The following is a 19,059-nucleotide window of genomic DNA, read 5'->3' on the forward strand; positions in this document are numbered from 1 at the left end:
GCGGACGGCGGGTCGGGCACGGACGGCGGGCGGAGCGGCATGACGGAGGAGCGGCAGTGAACAACCTGATGTGGGCGCTGGGCATCCTGATCTTCGTGTTCGGCCTGCTCTTCTCGATCGCCTGGCACGAACTCGGGCACCTCTCCACCGCGAAGCTGTTCAAGATCCGGGTCCCGCAGTACATGGTCGGCTTCGGGCCGACCATCTGGTCCCGCAGGAAGGGCGAGACCGAGTACGGCATCAAGGCGATCCCGCTCGGTGGCTACATCCGCATGATCGGGATGTTCCCGCCCGGGGCCGACGGCCGGATAACCAAGCGCAGCAGCTCGCCCTGGCGGACGATGATCGAGGACGCCCGGGAGGCCTCCTACGAGGAGCTCCAGGAGGGCGACGAGACGCGGCTGTTCTACACCCGCAAGCCGTGGAAGCGCGTCATCGTGATGTTCGCGGGCCCGTTCATGAACCTGATCCTGTCGGTCGCCCTGTTCCTGGCCCTGTTCATGGGCATCGGCCAGCAGATCTCGGTGCCGGTGGTGGCCTCGGTGAGCCAGTGCGTGGTGAAGACCGGCGAGCGGACGGACGTCTGCCCCGCCGACGCGCCGCTGTCCCCGGCCAACAAGGCCGGGCTGCACAACGGCGACCGGGTGGTCACCTTCGGCGGCGAGCCGATCAGCACCTACCGCCAGCTCCAGGACGACATCCGCGACGCCGCCGGCCGTACCGTGCCGATCGTGGTCGAGCGGGACGGGCAGCAGGTGACGCTCTCCGCCGAGATCGCCACCAACACCCTGCCGGTGATGGACAAGGACGGCTACGCGGTCAAGGGGCGGACGGTCGAGGCGGGCTTCCTCGGCATCACCCCGGCCCAGGGCGTGCACCACCTGTCGGTCGGCGAGAGCGCCGACCAGATGACCCAGATGGCCGAGCACGGCGTCAAGTCGCTGGCCGCCCTGCCGAGCAAGATCCCGAGCCTGTGGCACGCGGTGGTGGACGGCACCCCGCGCTCCACCGACGACCCGATCGGGATGGTCGGCGCCGCCCGCCTCGGCGGGGACGTGTTCGCGATGGACCTCCCGGCCACCCAGCAACTCGCCTTCTTCGTCCAGCTGCTGGCCGGCATCAACCTGTCGCTGTTCCTGTTCAACATGCTGCCGCTGCTGCCGCTGGACGGCGGGCACATCGCCGGGGCGCTGTGGGAGTCGCTGCGCCGGCGGTTCGCCGCGCTGGTCAAGCGCCCGGACCCGGGCCCGTTCGACGTGGCCAGGCTGATGCCGGTGGCCTACGTGGTGGCGGGGATCTTCATCTGCTTCACCGCGCTGGTGATGGTCGCCGACATCGTCAACCCGGTCAGGATCAACTGACTCTTGTCCGAAGTGGCCGAGTGTGCTCCCTCGCCCGGCCGTGGCGTACCTTTGTAAGCCGGGCGCGCCCTTCCGCGGCCGCCCGGCGGGGCCACCCTCTCATCGGCCCGCTCACCGACCTCGACCTGGGGAACCCTGCGCACATGACCGCGATCTCGCTCGGTATTCCGTCCTTGCCGCTCAAGCCGCTGGCCACCCGCCGCGTCTCGCGGCAGATCATGGTCGGCAACGTCCCGGTCGGCGGTGACGCCCCGATCTCGGTCCAGTCGATGACCACCACGCTGACCTCCGACATCAACGCGACGCTCCAGCAGATCGCCGAGCTGACGGCCTCCGGCTGCCAGATCGTCCGGGTCGCGGTGCCGTCGCAGGACGACGCCGACGCCCTGCCGATCATCGCCAAGAAGTCCAAGATCCCGGTCATCGCGGACATCCACTTCCAGCCCAAGTACGTGTTCGCCGCGATCGACGCCGGCTGCGCCGCCGTCCGGGTGAACCCGGGCAACATCAAGGCCTTCGACGACAAGGTCGGCGAGATCGCCAAGGCGGCCAAGAGCGCCGGCGTCCCGATCCGGATCGGCGTCAACGCCGGCTCGCTCGACAAGCGCCTGCTGGAGAAGTACGGCCGGGCCACCCCGGAGGCGCTGGTCGAGTCCGCGCTGTGGGAGTGCTCGCTGTTCGAGGAGCACGACTTCCGCGACATCAAGATCTCGGTCAAGCACAACGACCCGGTCGTGATGATCAACGCCTACCGCCAGCTGGCCGCCGCCTGCGACTACCCGCTGCACCTCGGCGTCACCGAGGCCGGCCCGTCCTTCCAGGGCACCATCAAGTCCGCGGTGGCGTTCGGCGCGCTGTTGTCCGAGGGCATCGGCGACACCATCCGGGTCTCGCTCTCCGCCCCGCCGGCCGAGGAGATCAAGGTCGGCAACCAGATCCTGGAGTCGCTGAACCTGCGCCAGCGCGGCCTGGAGATCGTCTCCTGCCCGTCCTGCGGCCGCGCCCAGGTGGACGTCTACAAGCTCGCCGAGGAGGTCACCGCCGGCCTGGAGGGCATGGAGGTCCCGCTGCGCGTCGCGGTCATGGGCTGCGTCGTCAACGGCCCCGGCGAGGCCCGCGAGGCCGACCTGGGCGTCGCCTCCGGCAACGGCAAGGGCCAGATCTTCGTCAAGGGCGAGGTCATCAAGACCGTGCCCGAGTCCAAGATCGTCGAGACCCTGATCGAGGAGGCGCTGAAGCTCGCCGAGCAGATGCAGGCCGACGGCGTCGAGTCCGGCCTGCCGGTCGTGACGGCCGCCGAGTAGACGTCCGGCGCAGCCGCTGACTGGGGCCGTCCGCCCACGGACGGCCCCACGGCCTTGGTGCGGCCCTCAGGGGAGTAGGGTGCCGCAGAGTTGGACGAGAGAGGTGCCCGTGCTCGATCGAGGTGTGATGCTCCCCGGCCCGTTCCAGGTCGCCCGGGCCCTGTCGGCCACTCGCGTGCTGGAGGCCCGGGACCTGGAGGACGCCCTGGCGGTCCTCCACCGCGATCCGGTGGCCAACGCCTTCGTCGCCACCCGGGTGGAGGCCGTCGGACTCGATCCGTGGCGGCTCGGCGGCGAGATGTGGGGCTGGTCCGGCGAGGACGGCCGGCTGGAGGCGCTCTGCTACGCCGGTGCCAACCTGGTCCCCGTCAACGCCGGGCCCGAGGCCGTCCGCGCCTTCGCCGAGCGGGCCCGCCGCCAGGGCCGCCGCTGCTCCTCGATCGTCGGGCCCGCCGAGGCCACCGCCGCGCTGTGGGCGCTGCTGGAGCGCAGCTGGGGCCCGGCCCGCGAGGTCCGCGGCCACCAGCCGCTGATGGCCACCGACGTCCCCGCCACCGGGGTGGCCCCGGACCCGCTGGTCCGGCGGGTGCGCCGGAACGAGGTCGAGAACCTGATGCCGGCCTGCGTGGCGATGTTCACCGAGGAGGTCGGCATCTCCCCGCTGGCCGGGGACGGCGGCCTGCTGTACCAGGCCCGGGTCGCCGAACTGGTCGCGGCCGGACGCTCGTTCGCCCGCTTCGACGACGAGGGCCGGGTGGTCTTCAAGGCCGAGGTCGGCGCGGTCACCGCCGGCGCGTGCCAGATCCAGGGGGTCTGGGTGGCCCCCGAGTACCGCGGCCGGGGCCTGTCCGAGACCGGGATGGCCGCCGTCCTGGACATCGCCCTGCGCGAGGTCGCCCCCACCGTCTCGCTGTACGTCAACGACTACAACGTCCGGGCCCGCGCCGCGTACCGCCGGGTGGGTTTCCGCGAGGTCGGCGCCTTCATGAGCGTGCTGTTCTGACCGGCCCGGCCGCCGTTGCGGGCCCGGATGCGGGACCGGCGCCGGCGGCCGCGGAATTCCGTGCGGATGATCGCCCGGGGAATCGGCGAAGTAGTAACGTCCGGGGCATGAAGCAGCTGACCGAGGTGACGATCGAGGCCATCGACCTGGCCGCGTGGGCGCCGACGGCACTGGAGGTGCAGGCGGTCGCCTTCGGGCTGGAGCCGCCCGAGGTGGCGGTCCGGCTGCCGCTGGTCGAGCGGCACGCGCTCCAGCCGGGGGTGATCGCGCTCGGCGCGATGTCCGGTGGCCGGCTGGTGGGCTTCGGCTACGGGATGCCCAACCTCCGCGAGCACTGGTGGAGCACGGTGATCCAGCCGTACCTGGAGGCCGGCGGTCACGGGGACTGGCTGGACGGTGTCTTCGCCATCACCGAGCTGCACGTGCTGCCCGAGTTCCAGGGCCGCGGGGTCGGCAGCGCCCTGATCCGTACGCTCTGCGAACGCTCCGGCAAGGACCGCTCGATCCTGTCGGCGATCGACGCGGAGACCCCGGCCCGGCGGCTCTACCGCGCGCTCGGCTACCGGGACCTGGCCCGGGCGGTGCGCTTTCCCAACACGCTCCGCCCGTACGCGGTGATGGGCGCCCCGCTGCCGCTGCGGGCGCCTCACAGCCAGGAGGCGAACTCCAGGTAGAGCTCGGCCTGTCCGCTCGCGCCGGTGGACAGGTGCCAGAGCCCGGCCTCGACCGTGCGGAACAGCGTCCAGCCGCGCAGCCGGTCCCGGTCCACCTCGACGGCGTCGGCGAGCTGGTGCAGCCGGCGGCGCAGTGCCGCGCGCTGGCCGGGCGAGCCGGCCAGGGTGTCCAGCCGGTCCCGGGCCAGCCGGGCGAGGTCGTAGGCGCGCTCGCCGACCAGCGGGCGGGGGTCGATCGCCAGCCACGGCGCCCGGTCGGCGGCGAGGACGTTGCCGTGGTGGAAGTCCCCGTGCAGCAGCAGGCTCTCGGGCTCGTCGGCGAGCAGGGCGTCGGCGGTCTCCAACGCCTCGTCGATCAGCGGCCGGGCCTCGGCCGCGCCGGGCAGCCCGCGCTGGTCGCGGATCAGCTCGGTCAACTGGCCGACGCGTTCCCGGACGGGGGTGAACGGGTGGTCGTCGCCGGGCGCCACCCACAGCCGCTGGAGCAGCCCGGCGGCCTCCAGCATGGCCTTGGCCTCGGCGAGCGAGCGCAGCGGGATGTCGCCGTGCAGCCGTTCCAGCAACAGCACTCCGTGCTCCGGCTCGGCGGCCAGCAGCAGGACGGCGCCGCGGCCGGCCCAACGGGTCAGCGCGGCGTGCTCCTGGGCGGTCTCCCGGTTGACCACGCCGAGCTTGAGCACGGCGGGGGCCAGGTCGTCGGCCCGGTGCACGTAGCCGACCAGGCTGATCCGTCCGCCCGGCTCGCAGATGCGCTCCAGGACGAGGTCCCGGCGGGCGAGCTGCTCCTCGAAGCGGGCGGGCAGGTCGGCCAGCCAGTCGAGGCCCGCGGCGCCCTCCCAGAGTCGGACGGTCTCGGTCAGCCGTTCGGGGACGGTGATCTGCCCTGGTTGCGCCGGCATGCTGGCCTCTCGGTCGGTCCGTCCCTTCGGGTGCTGCCCGGCCCATTCTCGGGCATCGGACGAAGTCTGCTGGTCAGGCGCTCGCGGCGGCACCCGTTCAGCGGCTCGGCGAGGCGCTCGGTGAGCCGCTGAGGGAGGGGCTCGCCGAGGTGTCGGCGGGGGCCGGCAGACCGGGCAGCGCGGACGGCGCCGCGCCCCAGCGCGCGGCGCGCAGCACGCTCTCCCGCAGCGCGCCGGCCGCCTGCAGCCGGACCGGGCCGGTGCCGGCGCCGACCACGTCGGCGTAGACGGTGGTCAGCCGGGTCTCGATGTGGGCGGCCAGCTGGCCGGCGGTGGCCTGGTCCTTGACCGCGAAGGGCAGCCGGTAGCCGGCGGCCGCGGCGGTCGGGCCGGTCCCGCCGGAGCGCAGCAGCCGTTCCCAGGCGTCCCGCCGGGCCTGGTGCGCGAGGTAGTCGGTGCGGCCGTCGTCGCGCGGCCGGCCGACCGGCAGGAAGGCGCAGGCGACGCCGTAGCCGTAGACCGCCGCGTGCTCGGCGGCCAGCGCGGACTGGGCGCCGGCCGCGGCGGCGGACGGCAGCGGCGCGGGGGTGCCGGAGGCCGCACCGGACGCGGCGGGGGCGGTGCCGGGGGTGGGGGCGGCCGCGGGGGCCGAGGGCACGGGCGAGGCGGCGGGTGCGCCGACCGGTCCGGTGTCACCCAGCCGGGTGGCGTGCAGGGCACCGGCGGCGGACACCGAGGCCAGCAGTCTGGCCAGCGCGGGCGAGGCGGCGTCCAGGTCGGCGAGCCGGTCGGTGGCGGTCTGCCGTTCGGCGGCGGCCAGGGCGGCGACCGTGCCGATCGCGGCACCGGACGCGGGGGCGGGCGCGGGGGCGGGCGCGGATCCGGTGGGGGACGCGGCCGCGGTGGCGGTGGCTCCGGTGGTGGTGGCCCCGGTGGCTGCGGGCAGGCCCTGGGCGAGTGCGCTCCGGTGCTGGGCGACCTCCTCGCGCTGGCGCCGCAGCAGGTCCCCCTGGGCCGCGCCGGGGCCGGCCAGCACGGTGTCGTACCCGGCGAGCAGCGCGTCGGTGGCGGCCACCGCCCTGGTGCGCAGTGGCAGGTCCTGGTCCGGGTGGTGCTCGGCGGTGGGGGCGTCGGGCCCGTGCTCGTCGGTGCAGCCGCAGAGCAGCTGGACGCCGGTGAGCGCGCCGAGGAACAGGACCGTCCGCCGGGTGGGGGACAGCATCGTGGGGGCTCCCGTCCGCTCATGGGAGGTCCGGTGCCCCCCCGCTGCGTGAATCATTACCGGACCCTCACGAGTTCGAGCCCGGATGGACGCTATCCGTACACTGTGACCTTGCTCGCAGCGGGGTCCGCCAGGCGGCTCACGGTCAGGTCGGAATCGGCGTTTCGGGGGTCGGCCCGATAGGCTCTGCTCTCAGTTAGCACCTTCGACAACAGCAGACGCGCCCGAGGAGTCACCCGGATGAGCACCACCCAGACCGATCGGTTGCGCGCGCTGCTGGAGCCCCTGGCCGCCGAGGCCGGGCTGGACCTCGAAACCGTCGCCGTCACCCAGGCCGGCAGCCGCCGCCAGGTGCAGATCGACGTGGACGCCGACGGCGGCGTGGACCTCGACGCGATCGCCGAGTTCAGCCGTGCGGTGGGTCAGGTGCTGGACGACTCCGACCTGATGGGCGCCGCGCCCTACCTGCTGGAGGTCGGCTCCCCGGGCGCCGAGCGCCCGCTGAACGAGCCCCGCCACTGGCGCCGGGCCGAGGGCCGGCTCGCCAAGGTGCACCTGGCGGACGGCAAGGAGATCGTCGCGCGGGTGCTGGAGAGCGACGAGGACGGCGTCCTGGTCGAGGTGCAGCCGGTGAAGGGCCGCGGCCGTCCGAAGGAGCGCCGCCTGGCCTGGGCCGAGATCGACCGGGCGCGGGTCCAGGTCGAGTTCAACCGCAAGGACGACGAGCTGCTCGACGCGGCGGCCGACCTGGCCGACGACGCCGCGGACGAGGACGAGGACTTCGTGGACGACGCCTCCGAGGGGGCGGACGAGGATGCGGACCGGTAGTCACCGGAGGTACCGCACCGTGAATCTGATGAGTGAAGAGGAGGCGTAGCCGTGGACATCGACATGAGCGCCCTGCGTGGGCTGGTTACCGAGAAGGGCGTTCCGTTCGACCTGCTGGTCGAGTCGATCGAGTCGGCGCTTCTCATCGCGTACCACCGCACCGAGGGCTCCCGCCGCCGGGCGCGGGTCGAGCTGAACCGCAAGACCGGGCACGTGACCGTGTGGGCGCTGGAGGACCCGGCGGAGCTGGAGGAGGGTGTCGAGCCGAAGGAGTTCGACGACACCCCCAGCGGCTTCGGCCGGATCGCCGCCTCGACCGCCAAGCAGGTGATCCTGCAGCGTCTGCGCGACGCGGCGGACGACCAGACCTTCGGCGAGTACGCGGGCAAGGAGGGCGACATCGTCACCGGTGTCGTCCAGCAGGGCAACGACCCCAAGAACATCCTGGTCGACATCGGCAAGCTGGAGGCCATCCTGCCCCCGCAGGAGCAGGTGCCCGGTGAGGACTACCGGCACGGCACCCGGCTGAAGTGCTACGTGGTGGGCGTGCGCCGCGGTGTCCGCGGTCCGTCCGTGACGCTCTCGCGCACCCACCCCAGCCTGGTGAAGCGGCTGTTCGCGCTGGAGGTCCCGGAGATCGCCGACGGTTCGGTGGAGATCGCCGCGATCGCCCGCGAGGCCGGCCACCGCACCAAGATCGCCGTGTGGTCGCGCCGCTCGGGCCTGAACGCCAAGGGCGCCTGCATCGGCCCGATGGGCGGCCGGGTGCGCAACGTGATGGCGGAGCTGCACGGTGAGAAGATCGACATCGTGGACTGGTCGGAGGACCCGGCCGAGATGGTCGCCGCCGCGCTGTCCCCCGCGCGGGTGACGAAGGTCGAGATCGTGGACCTCGCGCAGCGCTCCGCACGGGTGATCGTGCCGGACTACCAGCTGTCGCTGGCGATCGGCAAGGAGGGCCAGAACGCCCGCCTGGCCGCCCGCCTCACCGGCTGGCGGATCGACATCCGTCCGGACACCGAGGCACCGGAGGGCGAGGGCCGGGAATAGGCCCGCGCCCCGCGTGGTTCGTCGGTGCGTCGCCCGCCCCTGGTTGGCGGGGCGGCGTCATGTCCCTTCGGAGGGGTAGACTTGATTCTGTCTGGCCGGACGCATGTCCGAGCATGCCCGGAACGCACCTGCGTGGGCTGCCGCAAGCGAGCGGCCAAGCATGAGCTGTTGCGTGTCGTGGTGAACGAGGGCGTGTGCGTCCCCGATCCGCGCGGCACGCTGCCGGGCCGGGGTGCTCACCTGCACCCCGAGCCTGGCTGCCTCGACCTCGCGGTACGCCGCCGGGCGTTTCCCAGGGCCTTCCGGCTCAAGGAGTCGCTCGACACCGACGCACTGCGGGCCTGTGTCGAGGACCGGGCGGGCGGTTCGCCGACGCCCTGAGGAGACAGATCACCCGTAACACGCACACAGCGCATGGCGGCGGCACGCCGTGCGTCACGTCAGGTACCTCGCGAGATGGAAGTAGGTCGAGATTGCGATGAGCACTCGATGAGTACGCGATGAGTACGCCCATGAAGTAGCGACAGTCCGGCGGACGACCACCCCGGACTCATAGACAGGAGTGAAGTGGCTAAGGTCCGGGTATATGAACTCGCCAAGGAGCTTGGCTTGGAGAGCAAGGCCGTCATGGCCAAGCTCACCGAGCTCGGCGAGTTCGTTCGTTCGGCGTCCTCGACGATCGAGGCGCCGGTCGTGCGCAAGTTGACTGATGCTCTGGGAGCGACGCCGCCGTCCGGTGGCGCGTCCGCCAAGCCTGGCCCGCGGAAGCCCGCGGCGCCCCAGCCCACCGGCGGTTCCGCCGGTGCGGCCGCACCCCGCCCGGGTGCTCCCACCCCCGGCCCGCGTCCGACCGCGACGCCGGGCCCCCGTCCGACCCCCGCGGCCGCCGCCCCGGCACCGGCCGCCCCGGCCAAGCCGGCCGGCGCTCCGGCGCCCGGCCCGCGTCCGGCCGCCCGTCCGGCGGCTCCGGCCCCGGCCGCCGCGGCTCCGGCCGCTCCGGCTGCTCCGGCCGCCGAGTTCTCCTCCCCGGCTCCGGCCGGTGGCGAGGCCGCGGCTCCGGCCGCCCGTCCGGCCGCCGCGCGTCCGGCCAACCCCGCGGCCCGTCCGGGCCCGCGTCCGGCCGGCCCGCGTCCGGGCAACAACCCGTTCACGTCCAGCAACACCGGCATGGCCCGTCCCGGCGCCCCGCGTCCGGCCGGCCAGGGCGGCGGCGACCGTCCGCGTCCCGGTGGCGACCGTCCGGCCCGTCCGGGCCAGGGTGGCCCCGGCGGTGCTCCCGCCGGTGACCGTCCGCGTCCCGGTGGCGACCGTCCGGCCCGTCCGGGCCAGGGTGGCCCCGGTGGCGCCCCGCGTCCGGCCGGCGACCGTCCGGCCCGTCCGGGTCAGGGTGGCCCCGGTGGCGCCCCGCGTCCCGCCGGCGACCGTCCGCGTCCGGACGGCATGCCCCGTCCGGCCGGCCCGCGTCCGGGTGCTCCCAGCCCGTCCGGCATGCCGCGCCCGAACCCGGGCATGATGCCGCAGCGTCCGGCCGGTCCCGGCCCGCGTCCGGGCCCGCGCCCGGGTGGCGGCCCCGGCGCCCGTCCCGGTGCGCCCGGTGGCGGCGGCGCCCGTCCCGGCTTCGCCGGTCGTCCGGCCGGCCCGGGCTCGCGTCCGGCCGGTGGCGGCGGCGGCTTCGGCGGCCCCCGTCCGGGTGGCGGCGGTGGCGGTGGCTTCGGTGGCGGCGGTGGCCGTCCCGGTGGCTTCGGCGGCCGTCCCGGCGGCCCGGGTGCCCGTGGTGGCACGCAGGGTGCCTTCGGCCGTGGCCCCGGTGGCCGTCCGGCCCGTGGTCGCAAGTCGAAGCGGGCGAAGCGCCAGGAGTACGAGGCCATGCAGGCCCCGTCCGTGGGCGGCGTGATGCTGCCGCGCGGCAACGGTTCCACCGTTCGCCTCTCCCGCGGTGCCTCGCTGACGGACTTCGCGGAGAAGATCAACGCCAACCCGGCGGCGCTCGTCTCGGTGATGTTCAACCTCGGCGAGATGGTGACCGCGACCCAGTCGGTCTCGGACGCCACGCTGGAGCTGCTGGCCGGCGAGATGGGCTTCGTCCTGGAGATCGTCAGCCGGGACGACGAGGACCGTGAGCTGCTGGAGTCGTTCGACATCGACTTCGGCGCCGACGAGGGCGACGAGGACATGCTGGCGGCCCGCCCGCCGGTCGTCACCGTCATGGGCCACGTCGACCACGGTAAGACCCGCCTGCTGGACGCCATCCGCAAGACCAACGTGGTGGCCGGCGAGGCCGGTGGCATCACCCAGCACATCGGTGCCTACCAGGTCACGGCGACGGTGAACGGCGAGGACCGTCCGATCACCTTCCTCGACACCCCGGGTCACGAGGCGTTCTCCGCCATGCGTGCCCGTGGTGCCAAGTCCACCGACATCGCGATCCTGGTGGTCGCGGCCAACGACGGCGTCATGCCGCAGACGGTCGAGGCGCTCAACCACGCCAAGGCCGCCGGTGTCCCGATCGTGGTCGCGGTCAACAAGATCGACGTCGAGGGCGCCGACCCGACCAAGGTCCGCGGTCAGCTGACCGAGTTCGGCCTGGTGGCCGAGGAGTACGGCGGCGACACCATGTTCGTCGACATCTCCGCGCGCCAGGGTCTGAACATCGACCAGCTGCTGGAGGCGGTCGTCCTGACCGCCGACGCCTCGCTCGACCTGCGGGCCAACCCCGAGCAGGACGCGCAGGGCATCGCGATCGAGGCCCACCTCGACAAGGGCCGCGGCGCCATGGCGACGCTGCTCATCCAGCGCGGTACCCTCCGCGTCGGTGACTCGATCGTGGTCGGCGACGCCTACGGCCGTGTCCGCGCCATGCTCGACGAGAACGGCAACAGCCTCGCCGAGGCGGGCCCGTCCCGTCCGGTCCTGCTGCTCGGTCTCACCTCGGTGCCCCGCGCCGGCGACAGCTTCATCGTCGTCGACGAGGACCGCACGGCCCGCCAGATCGCCGAGAAGCGTGCCGCCCGCGACCGCAACGCGTCCTTCGCGCAGCGTCGTGTCCGGGTCTCGCTCGAAGGCTTCGAGGCGGCCCTGGCGGCCGGCAGCATCGAGAAGCTCAACCTCATCATCAAGGGTGACGTCTCCGGTTCGGTCGAAGCCCTTGAGGACGCCCTCGTCAAGCTGGACGTGGGCGAGGAGGTCGAGCTCCGGATCCTGCACCGCGGTGTGGGTGCCATCACCGAGTCCGACGTGGACCTGGCGATGGGCTCGGACGCCATCATCATCGGCTTCAACGTGCGCGCCGAGGGGCGTGCCCGTACCGCGGCCGAGCGCGAGGGCGTCGACATCCGGTACTACTCGGTCATCTACCAGGCGATCGAGGAGATCGAGGCGGCCCTCAAGGGCATGCTCAAGCCGGAGTACGAGGAGGTGCGCCTCGGTTCCGCGGAGATCCGCGAGGTGTTCCGTTCCTCCAAGTTCGGCAACATCGCCGGTGTGCTCGTCCGCGAGGGCATCATCCGACGCAACACCAAGGCCCGCCTGCTGCGCGACGGCAAGGTCGTGGCGGAGAACCTCAACATCGAGGGTCTGCGCCGCTTCAAGGACGACGCGACCGAGGTCCGCGAGGGCTTCGAGGCCGGTGTGACCCTCGGGTCGTTCAACGACATCAAGGTCGAGGACGTCATCGAGACCTACGAGATGCGCGAGAAGCCGCGCTCGTAAGCGATGCGATCCGGGGCCGGTCGACGGGGGTGAATTCCCGTCGACCGGCCCCGGTCTCGCTGTGTAGGGTCCACGTACGTCCGCCCTCCCCGGGCGGTCCCTACGAGGCCTCCAGGTCGGCGAGACCTGTCTTACATGTTCGTGGGAACACTCACCTTCGACCTGCTCCTCGGCGACGTCCACTCGCTCAAGGAGAAGCGTTCGATCGTGCGGCCCATCGTGGCCGAACTGCAGCGCAAGTACAGCGTGTGCGCTGCGGAGACCGGGAACCAGGAGCTGCACCGCAGGGCCGAGGTCGGCCTGGCGGTGGTGTCCGGCGAAGCCGGGTACGTGACCGAGATCCTGGACAGCTGTGAGCGGCTCGTCGCCGGCCGCCCCGAAGTGCAACTGCTCTCCGCCCGGAGGCGGTTGCACAACGACGACGATGACTGAGAGCGGCGACGGTGGTGCCCAGGCGCCACCGTCACAGAGCCGAGGACCGAGAGCGCCCACAAGGCTGGGCGCGGGCGGGTACTTTGGGGCATGGGCCCCGCCGGGCGAGTGTTGTCCCGGGTACCGAGCCCACCGCACGAGGAGGCAACGTGACCGACACCGCAAGGGCGCGCAAGCTCGCAGACCGCATCCAGGTGGTCGTGGCCGAGACCCTGCAGCGCCGGATCAAGGACCCGCGGCTGGGCTACGTGACCATCACGGACGCCCGGGTCACCGGGGACCTGCGCGAGGCCACAGTCTTCTACACCGTCTACGGTGACGAGACCGAGCGGCTGGCCAGCGCCGCGGCGCTGGAGAGCGCCAAGGGCGTGCTGCGTTCCGAGGTCGGCAGGCAGACCGGGGTGCGGTTCACCCCGACGCTGACCTTCGTGGCCGACGCACTGCCCGACAACGCCAAGAACATCGACGACCTGCTCGACCGCGCCCGGCAGTCCGACGCGGCGGTCCGCACCGTCGCCGCCGGCGCCACGTACGCCGGGGAGGCCGACCCCTACCGGGTGCCGGGCTCCGAGCGCGACGACGCGGACGAGGACGAGTAGTCATGGCGGGCGAGCCGGCACCGGCCGGCACCACCCCGGGGGCGGCCTCCACCAGCACGGTGGAGGGCGCCCTCGCGGTGCTTCCGGGCCCGCGGGCCGAGGCACCGGGTCTGGAGCACGCGTGGCAGCACGCCGTCGCGGCGATCGGCCGCGCCTCGGTGATCGACCTGATCTGCCACATCAACCCGGACGGCGACGCGCTCGGCTCGGCCCTCGCGGCCGGCCTCGCCCTGCGCTCGCTCGGCCACCGGGTGCGCGTCTCGTTCGGCGACGACCCCCAGGTCGTCCCCGAGTCGCTGTCCTTCCTGCCCGGCCAGGAACTCCTGGTGCCCGCGGCCGAGGTGCCCGACGAGCCGGAGCTGGTGATCTGCTTCGACGTGGCCGCCGAGAGCCGGTTGGGGCTGCTGCACGACAAGGCCTTCGCCGCGCCCGTCCTGGTGGTCATCGACCACCACGCCTCCAACCCGGGCTTCGGCACCCACCGGCTGATCGACCCGACCGCCCCCGCCACCGCCGTCCTGGTCGACGAACTGCTGCGCCGCCTCGGCGTACCGCTCGACCAACAGCTGGCCACCTGCCTCTACACCGGCGTCGCCACCGACACCGGCTCCTTCCGGTACGCCGCCACCACCCCCGCCACGCACGAGCTGGCCGGGCGGCTGCTGGCCACCGGCATCCGGCACGACGAGATCTCCCGCCAGCTCTGGGACACCTCCTCCTTCGGCTACCTCAAGGTGCTCGCCGCCGCCCTGGACCGGGCCCGCTACGAGCCCGAGCAGGCCGGTGGCCGCGGGCTGGTGTGGACCTGGGTCCCGTACCAGGACCTGGTGCTCTACGGCGTCACCGTCGAGGAGCTGGAGGGCCTGATCGACGTGCTGCGGCGCCCGGCCGAGGCCGAGGTCGCCCTCGTCCTCAAGCAGGACCCGGACGGCACCCTGCGCGGCTCCAGCCGCTCCCGGGGCACCGTCGACGTCGCCGCGGTCTGCGCCGAGCTGGGCGGCGGCGGGCACGTGTACGCCGCCGGGTTCGCCGCCCGCGAGGACGTACCGGCCACCATGGCCCGCTTCCGGGCGGCGCTGGACCGCCGGTCGTAGCCCCGCCGCACGGCCGGGCCCGTACCCGCGGGCCCGCACACCCGGGCCGGACCCACCGGCCCGACGCCCCGGCCGGGACGGCCCGGTCACCCGCCGGCCGGACCGGCCGTCCACCCGTCACCCGCACAGAGAAGAACCGATGAAGCGCAAGGGAACCGGCCCGGACGGCCTGGTCATCGTCGACAAGCCGGAGGGCATCACCTCGCACGGGGTGGTCGCCAAGCTCAGGTGGCTGGCCGGGACCAGGAAGGTCGGGCACGCGGGCACGCTGGACCCGATGGCCACCGGCGTGCTGGTGATCGGGGTGGAGCGGGCCACCCGGCTGCTCGGACACCTGATGCTCACCGCCAAGACCTACGAGGCCACCGTCCGGCTCGGCCAGACGACCGTCACCGACGACCGGGAGGGCGAGGTCACCGCCTCCTCCTCGGCCGAGGGCGTGAGCGCCCAGGCGATCGACGCGGGCGTCGCGAAGCTCACCGGCGAGATCATGCAGGTCCCGTCCAAGGTCAGCGCGATCAAGATCGACGGCAAGCGCTCCTACACCCGGGTCCGCGAGGGCGAGGAGTTCGACATCCCGGCCCGCCCGACCACCGTGCACTCCTTCACCGTGCACGACCGCCGCGCGACGGTGGCCGAGGACGGCACCCCGGTGATCGACCTGGACGTCACCGTCGAGTGCTCCTCCGGCACCTACATCCGGGCGCTCGCCCGCGACCTGGGCGAGGACCTCGGGGTCGGCGGACACCTCACCGCGCTGCGCCGCACCAGGGTCGGACCGTACGGGGTGGAGTCGGCCCGCACCCTGGAGCAGCTGGAGGAGAAGCTGGAGGTGCTGCCGATCGCCGAGGCGGCCGCCGCGGCCTTCCCGCGCTGGGACATCGACGCCGACCAGGCGAAGCTGCTGTCCAACGGCATGAAGCTCAGCGCGCCCGGGCTGGGCGTGGACGGACCGATCGCGGTCTTCGACCCGGACGGGCGCTTCCTGGCCCTGGTGGAGGAGAAGGGCGGCGCCGCCCGCCCGGTCGCCGTCTTCGTCGGCTGAGCCTCCTCGCGCCCCAACGGCCGCCGCCCGGCACCGGGCGGCGGCCGTTCGCGTGTGCGGGGTCCGTCCGGGAGTGCGGAGTCCGGCCGGCCGTGCGGGGGCGTTCCGGGGGACCGCCGGGCGGTGGTGCGTGGGCGAGTGGCCGTTCGGGGGAGTGCTCCGTTCGGGTGCGGTGCGGCCGGTGCCGCCGGGATTCACCCCCACGGGGGAGCGCGCGAGGCGAACCACCGTGGTGAACGGAGCGGGCACGGTGACGCGGCCGCCGGGCCGGGCAGGCTCCCCGCGGCGAGTACGGCAGCCGTACCGGGCCCAGTCCGGCGCCCGGCCGGCCCGGCGCGGGAGGCGGGACGGATGGCCGGCAGGTATTCCGGTGGGGCGACGGACCCGGCGCAGGCACTGCTGCTGGTCCGCGACCTGGACGGCGGCCTGCGCGGCCTCGGCTTCGTCGCGGACCGGCTGGGCACCGTGGTCACCGCGCACGAGGCGGTGGCCGGCCTGGAGCGGGTGGTCCTGCACACCCCCGGCGGCCAGAGCCGGGTGATCGGCACCGACGGCATCGAACCGCTGCCCGGCCACGGCCTGGCCCTGCTGCGGACCGAGGCCGTGGGCGGACTGCCCTGCCCCGCGCTGCCGATCGGGCGGTGGACGGGAGAGCCGCCCGTCCTGCTGGTGCGCGACGGCGAGCCGGAGGTCGTCCCCGGCGACGTGCTCGGCCGGGCCGCCGCGGTCTACCCGTGGCAGGACCTCTTCCTCCCGGTCGACGGCGTCCTGCTGCTCCAACCCGCCCGTCCGGGTGCCGCGTTGCCGGCCGGGACACCGGTGGTGGACGCCGCGACCGGTGCGGTGCTGGCCGTCGTCGCCCCCGCCCTGCGGACCAGCCGGACGGGTGTCCTGCCGGCCGCCCCGCTCAGCCAGGACACCGCCGCCGACGGCTCGCTGGCCCGACTGCTGGAACGCAACGCCGCCGAGGTGCCGGCCTTCGGCCCGGCGCTCAACCCGGCCGGGGTACTGCAGCTGGTCTCCGTCCAGCTGGGCACCGCGACCGCCGGGCCGGGCCGGATCGCCGACCTGGCCGCGGACCGGGTCGACCGGGCGGACGGCGTCTGCGGACAGGACCCGCAGCCGCCCGTCACCGCGCTGCTCGGCGCGCCCGGCAGCGGCCGGACCACCGAGTGCGCCGCGCTGACCGTCCGCCGGGCCGGCGGAGCCCGCCCGCTGCCCACCCTGTGGCTGCGCGGAGCCGACCTGGACCCGGCGGACGGCTCGCTGGCCGACCCGGTCGCCCGTGCCCTCGCCCGGGCCGCCGGACTGCTCGGCGTCCCCGCGCCGGACCCGGCTGCCGCCGCCCGGCTCGTCCTCGCGGCGGGCCGCCCCCTGCTGGTGGTGCTGGACGCCCCGGAGGAGGCACCGGCGGTGCCCGGGCCGGCCTGGCTCAGGGCGAGCACCCACTGGCTGGACACCACCGGGACCAGGCTCCTCGTCGCGGCCCGACCGGACGGCTGGGACCGGCTGACGGCCTGGCACCCCGGCGCCCGGGTGCACCACCTCGGCCCGCTGCCGCCCGACGCCGCCACCCGGGCCGCCCGCCGCTACGGGCTGCCGCCCGACTGGCTGGACCCGGCCGACGCCGCCCACCCGCTGGCCGTCCGCCTGGCGGGCGAGCTCCACACGGCCGGCGTGGCCGGACCAGTGCCCGGCCGTACCGCGCTGTTCGCCGCCCACCTCGACCTGGTCTGCCTGCGGGTGGCCGGGCGGCTCGCCGCGGCGGCCGGCCCGCGCCGCCCCGGCGCCCACCGGCGGGGCGCCCCGCCGCCCGCGGGGGAGGACCCGGGGCGGATCAGGAGACTGGCCGCGACGGTGGCCGGGCGGGTGCACGAGGCGGCCCGGCTGATGCTCGGCACCGGCAGCGGTGCCCTGTCCGCGCAGGAGTTCCGCCGGCTCTTCCCGGAGGCCGGCGGCTGGGCCTCCGCGGTCCTCGACGAGGCGCTGTTCGTCCCGGCCGGACCGGGCTTCCGGGCCGGCTCCGAGGAGTGCGCCGACTGGGTGCAGAGCCTGCACCTGGACCTCGACGGGGCGCTGCGGCTGCTGCTCGGGCAGGGCCCGCCCGCCGCGGACCCGGCCGGTGCGGCGGACACCGGGCCGCACCGGGTGCCCCGGCACCGGGTGGGCCCGGTGCTCGCCGCGCTCCGCCGGGCGGTCCGTGCTCCCGCCGCTCCCGCCGCTCCCGCCGCTCCCGCCGCTCCCGCCGCTCCCGCCGCTCCCGACGCTCCCGACGCGACTGCCGTGCCCGCCGGGCCCGCCGGGCCCGCCGCGCCCGCCGTGCCGGACGCTCGACTGCACCTGCTGCGGCTGGCCCTGGACGCCGCCGAGCCGGGCGGCGAGAGCGACTGGTGGGCCGGGCGCCTGCTGGCGGCCGTCCTGCCGTGCTGCCCCGAACCGGCCGGCCACCGGGAGCTGCTGGACCACCTCGCCGAACGGGCCGGGCGGGACGACCGGTTCGGCCCGGCGTTCTGGGCCTCGCTGCCGCTCGCACCGCCCGACCGGCTGGCCCTGCTGCGCCGGCTGGTCCGCGCCGACGGGCCCGGCCGGCCGTACCGCACGGTCGCCGCCGGGCTGCTGACGGCCGCGCCGGGCACCGTCGTCCCGCTGCTGTGCGCCTGGTTCGAGGACACCGAGCCGTCCGTCGCCCGGGCCGCCGAGGAGCTGCTGTTCGACCACCGCAGGCTGGCCCTCGACGACCTGACGGAGGCCCTGGTGACGGCCGCCCACCCGCGGGCGGACGCGCTGCTCGGCCGGCTGGCCGCCGAGGAGCCCTCCGCGCTCTCCCGGGCCGTCGACCGGTGGAGCCACGACCCGCGGCCGGAACGCCACGTCGCCGCGGCGGTGCACGCCCTGCGCACCGCCCCGTACGCCACCGGGCCGGGGGAGCGGCTGCTGCGGCACACCGCGCTGGCCCTGCTGGCCCGGGAGGAGGAACCGGCGCTGCACGGTGCCGCGCTGGCGCTGCTGGTCCGCGATCCCGCGGTCGGTGCCGGGCGGCTGGCCGAGGCGCTCGCCGCGTACCGGGCCGACGACCCCTTCGTCACCGCGGAGGTGCTGGCGCCGGCGCTGGAGCACCGGCCGGAGCCGGTGCTGACGGCCCTTCGGGAGCGGCTGACCGGCCCCGGAGGGCGACCGGCGGCAGCCCTGCGGGTGCTGGCGTCCGCCGGGGACGCGGCCGTGGTGCGCCAGGGCATGCTGCTGGTGGCCGGGCTGCTGCGCGAGCAGCCCGAACGGGCCGGGCTGCTCGCCGACTACCTGGACCGGCTGCTGGAGCTGGACCACGACGTCCGGCCGCTGCTCGCCGAGGTGATCACCGCCCCGCCCGCGGCCCGCCGGGCACTGGCCGCCCTGCTCGCGGTGCCCGGCGATCCGCGCCGCGGGCGGCTGCTGGACACCCTGCTGGCGGCGGAGCGCGACCCCGGGGTGCTCACGGCGGTGCTGGAGGGCGTGGCGGTGCGGGCGGCGGAGTTCCGGCCGGAACGGCTGCGCGAGCTGGTCCGCCGGGCGGCGGCGCGGTGGCCGGGCGCGGACGCGCTGCTGGTGCGCTGTGCGGGCCGCTGCGCCGGGTTCGCGCCGGTCCTGGCCCAATGGCCGCCGGACGAGCCGCCGCCCCCGGCCGGGCCGCTGCTGACCCGGATGCGGGCGCTGGCGGCCGACGGACGGGACCCGCAGTACGCCGCCGCCGAGGCGGAGCGCGGCCCGGAGGCACCGTCGCCGCGCGCAGCGGCCGTTCCGGTGCCGGAGCAGGGCCGGGCGCATGGCACGCTATAGGGGATCAGGTTCGGGTGTTCGAGTGCG

Annotated in this window: 15 protein-coding genes; 13 read left to right on the forward strand and 2 right to left on the reverse strand. The window is 74.8% G+C overall.

What is annotated here, in order from left to right; all coding sequences use genetic code 11:
- Positions 1 to 56: 56 nt before the first annotated feature.
- The 4 genes from ACIOFR_RS31800 (at position 57) to ACIOFR_RS31815 (ending at position 4,342) form a co-directional block, all read left to right on the forward strand.
- Positions 57 to 1,361, forward strand: a complete 1,305-nt coding sequence (locus ACIOFR_RS31800) for a M50 family metallopeptidase (RefSeq protein ID WP_401002700.1) — start codon at positions 57 to 59, stop codon at positions 1,359 to 1,361.
- 143 nt (positions 1,362 to 1,504) lie between these two features.
- The gene (gene ispG / locus ACIOFR_RS31805; protein WP_401002701.1) at positions 1,505 to 2,665 is read left to right on the forward strand and encodes a flavodoxin-dependent (E)-4-hydroxy-3-methylbut-2-enyl-diphosphate synthase; all 1,161 of its coding nucleotides are present in this window, start codon (positions 1,505 to 1,507) and stop codon (positions 2,663 to 2,665) included.
- Between the two features lie 127 nt (positions 2,666 to 2,792).
- Positions 2,793 to 3,668 (forward strand): GNAT family N-acetyltransferase, encoded by an 876-nt coding sequence (locus ACIOFR_RS31810; RefSeq protein ID WP_401002731.1) that lies wholly within the window; start codon positions 2,793 to 2,795, stop codon positions 3,666 to 3,668.
- Between the two features lie 107 nt (positions 3,669 to 3,775).
- Positions 3,776 to 4,342, forward strand: a complete 567-nt coding sequence (locus ACIOFR_RS31815) for a GNAT family N-acetyltransferase (protein WP_401002702.1) — start codon at positions 3,776 to 3,778, stop codon at positions 4,340 to 4,342.
- On the opposite strand, the gene ACIOFR_RS31820 is transcribed toward ACIOFR_RS31815, so the two are convergent.
- Complete coding sequence (locus ACIOFR_RS31820) at positions 4,315 to 5,241, reverse strand: aminoglycoside phosphotransferase family protein (RefSeq protein WP_401002703.1); 927 nt, start codon at positions 5,239 to 5,241, stop codon at positions 4,315 to 4,317. The genes ACIOFR_RS31815 and ACIOFR_RS31820 overlap by 28 nt on opposite strands.
- A gap of 97 nt (positions 5,242 to 5,338) precedes the next feature.
- Complete coding sequence (locus ACIOFR_RS31825; RefSeq protein ID WP_401002704.1) at positions 5,339 to 6,463, reverse strand: ferritin-like domain-containing protein; 1,125 nt, start codon at positions 6,461 to 6,463, stop codon at positions 5,339 to 5,341.
- 240 nt (positions 6,464 to 6,703) lie between these two features.
- Between ACIOFR_RS31825 and rimP the strand changes: the two genes are divergently transcribed.
- From rimP to ACIOFR_RS31870, 9 genes are all read left to right on the forward strand, one after another.
- Positions 6,704 to 7,291: a ribosome maturation factor RimP gene (gene rimP, locus ACIOFR_RS31830; protein ID WP_401002705.1), complete on the forward strand. Its 588-nt coding sequence runs from the start codon at positions 6,704 to 6,706 to the stop codon at positions 7,289 to 7,291.
- Between the two features lie 51 nt (positions 7,292 to 7,342).
- Positions 7,343 to 8,341, forward strand: coding sequence for a transcription termination factor NusA (nusA, locus tag ACIOFR_RS31835; RefSeq protein WP_401002706.1), 999 nt, complete (start codon positions 7,343 to 7,345; stop codon positions 8,339 to 8,341).
- Positions 8,342 to 8,428: 87 nt separating this feature from the next.
- Positions 8,429 to 8,722: a YlxR family protein gene (locus ACIOFR_RS31840; RefSeq protein WP_401002732.1), complete on the forward strand. Its 294-nt coding sequence runs from the start codon at positions 8,429 to 8,431 to the stop codon at positions 8,720 to 8,722.
- 186 nt (positions 8,723 to 8,908) lie between these two features.
- The gene (infB, locus tag ACIOFR_RS31845) at positions 8,909 to 12,049 is read left to right on the forward strand and encodes a translation initiation factor IF-2 (RefSeq protein ID WP_401002707.1); all 3,141 of its coding nucleotides are present in this window, start codon (positions 8,909 to 8,911) and stop codon (positions 12,047 to 12,049) included.
- Between the two features lie 135 nt (positions 12,050 to 12,184).
- Positions 12,185 to 12,481 carry a DUF503 domain-containing protein gene (locus tag ACIOFR_RS31850; protein WP_401002708.1) on the forward strand — a complete coding sequence of 99 codons (297 nt, stop codon included), beginning with the start codon at positions 12,185 to 12,187 and terminating at the stop codon, positions 12,479 to 12,481.
- A 149-nt stretch (positions 12,482 to 12,630) separates the two neighbouring features.
- Positions 12,631 to 13,080 carry a 30S ribosome-binding factor RbfA gene (gene rbfA / locus ACIOFR_RS31855; protein ID WP_371497111.1) on the forward strand — a complete coding sequence of 150 codons (450 nt, stop codon included), beginning with the start codon at positions 12,631 to 12,633 and terminating at the stop codon, positions 13,078 to 13,080.
- Between the two features lie 2 nt (positions 13,081 to 13,082).
- Positions 13,083 to 14,174 carry a bifunctional oligoribonuclease/PAP phosphatase NrnA gene (locus ACIOFR_RS31860; RefSeq protein ID WP_401002709.1) on the forward strand — a complete coding sequence of 364 codons (1,092 nt, stop codon included), beginning with the start codon at positions 13,083 to 13,085 and terminating at the stop codon, positions 14,172 to 14,174.
- Between the two features lie 139 nt (positions 14,175 to 14,313).
- Positions 14,314 to 15,219 carry a tRNA pseudouridine(55) synthase TruB gene (gene truB, locus ACIOFR_RS31865; protein WP_401002710.1) on the forward strand — a complete coding sequence of 302 codons (906 nt, stop codon included), beginning with the start codon at positions 14,314 to 14,316 and terminating at the stop codon, positions 15,217 to 15,219.
- 351 nt (positions 15,220 to 15,570) lie between these two features.
- Positions 15,571 to 19,032, forward strand: coding sequence for a serine protease (locus tag ACIOFR_RS31870; RefSeq protein ID WP_401002711.1), 3,462 nt, complete (start codon positions 15,571 to 15,573; stop codon positions 19,030 to 19,032).
- Positions 19,033 to 19,059 lie beyond the last annotated feature (27 nt).

The organism is Kitasatospora sp. NPDC088346 (assembly GCF_044740765.1).
Taxonomy (GTDB): Bacteria; Actinomycetota; Actinomycetes; order Streptomycetales; family Streptomycetaceae; genus Kitasatospora.

Bases quoted from the DNA above. Each gene is read 5' to 3' on its own strand.
- ispG (WP_401002701.1), top strand. From the start codon at position 1,505: ATGACCGCGATCTCGCTCGGTATTCCGTCCTTGCCGCTCAAGCCGCTG.
- ACIOFR_RS31810 (WP_401002731.1), top strand. From the start codon at position 2,793: ATGCTCCCCGGCCCGTTCCAGGTCGCCCGGGCCCTGTCGGCCACTCGC.
- ACIOFR_RS31815 (WP_401002702.1), top strand. From the start codon at position 3,776: ATGAAGCAGCTGACCGAGGTGACGATCGAGGCCATCGACCTGGCCGCG.
- ACIOFR_RS31820 (WP_401002703.1), bottom strand. From the start codon at position 5,241: ATGCCGGCGCAACCAGGGCAGATCACCGTCCCCGAACGGCTGACCGAG.
- ACIOFR_RS31825 (WP_401002704.1), bottom strand. From the start codon at position 6,463: ATGCTGTCCCCCACCCGGCGGACGGTCCTGTTCCTCGGCGCGCTCACC.
- rimP (WP_401002705.1), top strand. From the start codon at position 6,704: ATGAGCACCACCCAGACCGATCGGTTGCGCGCGCTGCTGGAGCCCCTG.
- ACIOFR_RS31850 (WP_401002708.1), top strand. From the start codon at position 12,185: ATGTTCGTGGGAACACTCACCTTCGACCTGCTCCTCGGCGACGTCCAC.
- ACIOFR_RS31860 (WP_401002709.1), top strand. From the start codon at position 13,083: ATGGCGGGCGAGCCGGCACCGGCCGGCACCACCCCGGGGGCGGCCTCC.
- truB (WP_401002710.1), top strand. From the start codon at position 14,314: ATGAAGCGCAAGGGAACCGGCCCGGACGGCCTGGTCATCGTCGACAAG.
- ACIOFR_RS31870 (WP_401002711.1), top strand. From the start codon at position 15,571: ATGGCCGGCAGGTATTCCGGTGGGGCGACGGACCCGGCGCAGGCACTG.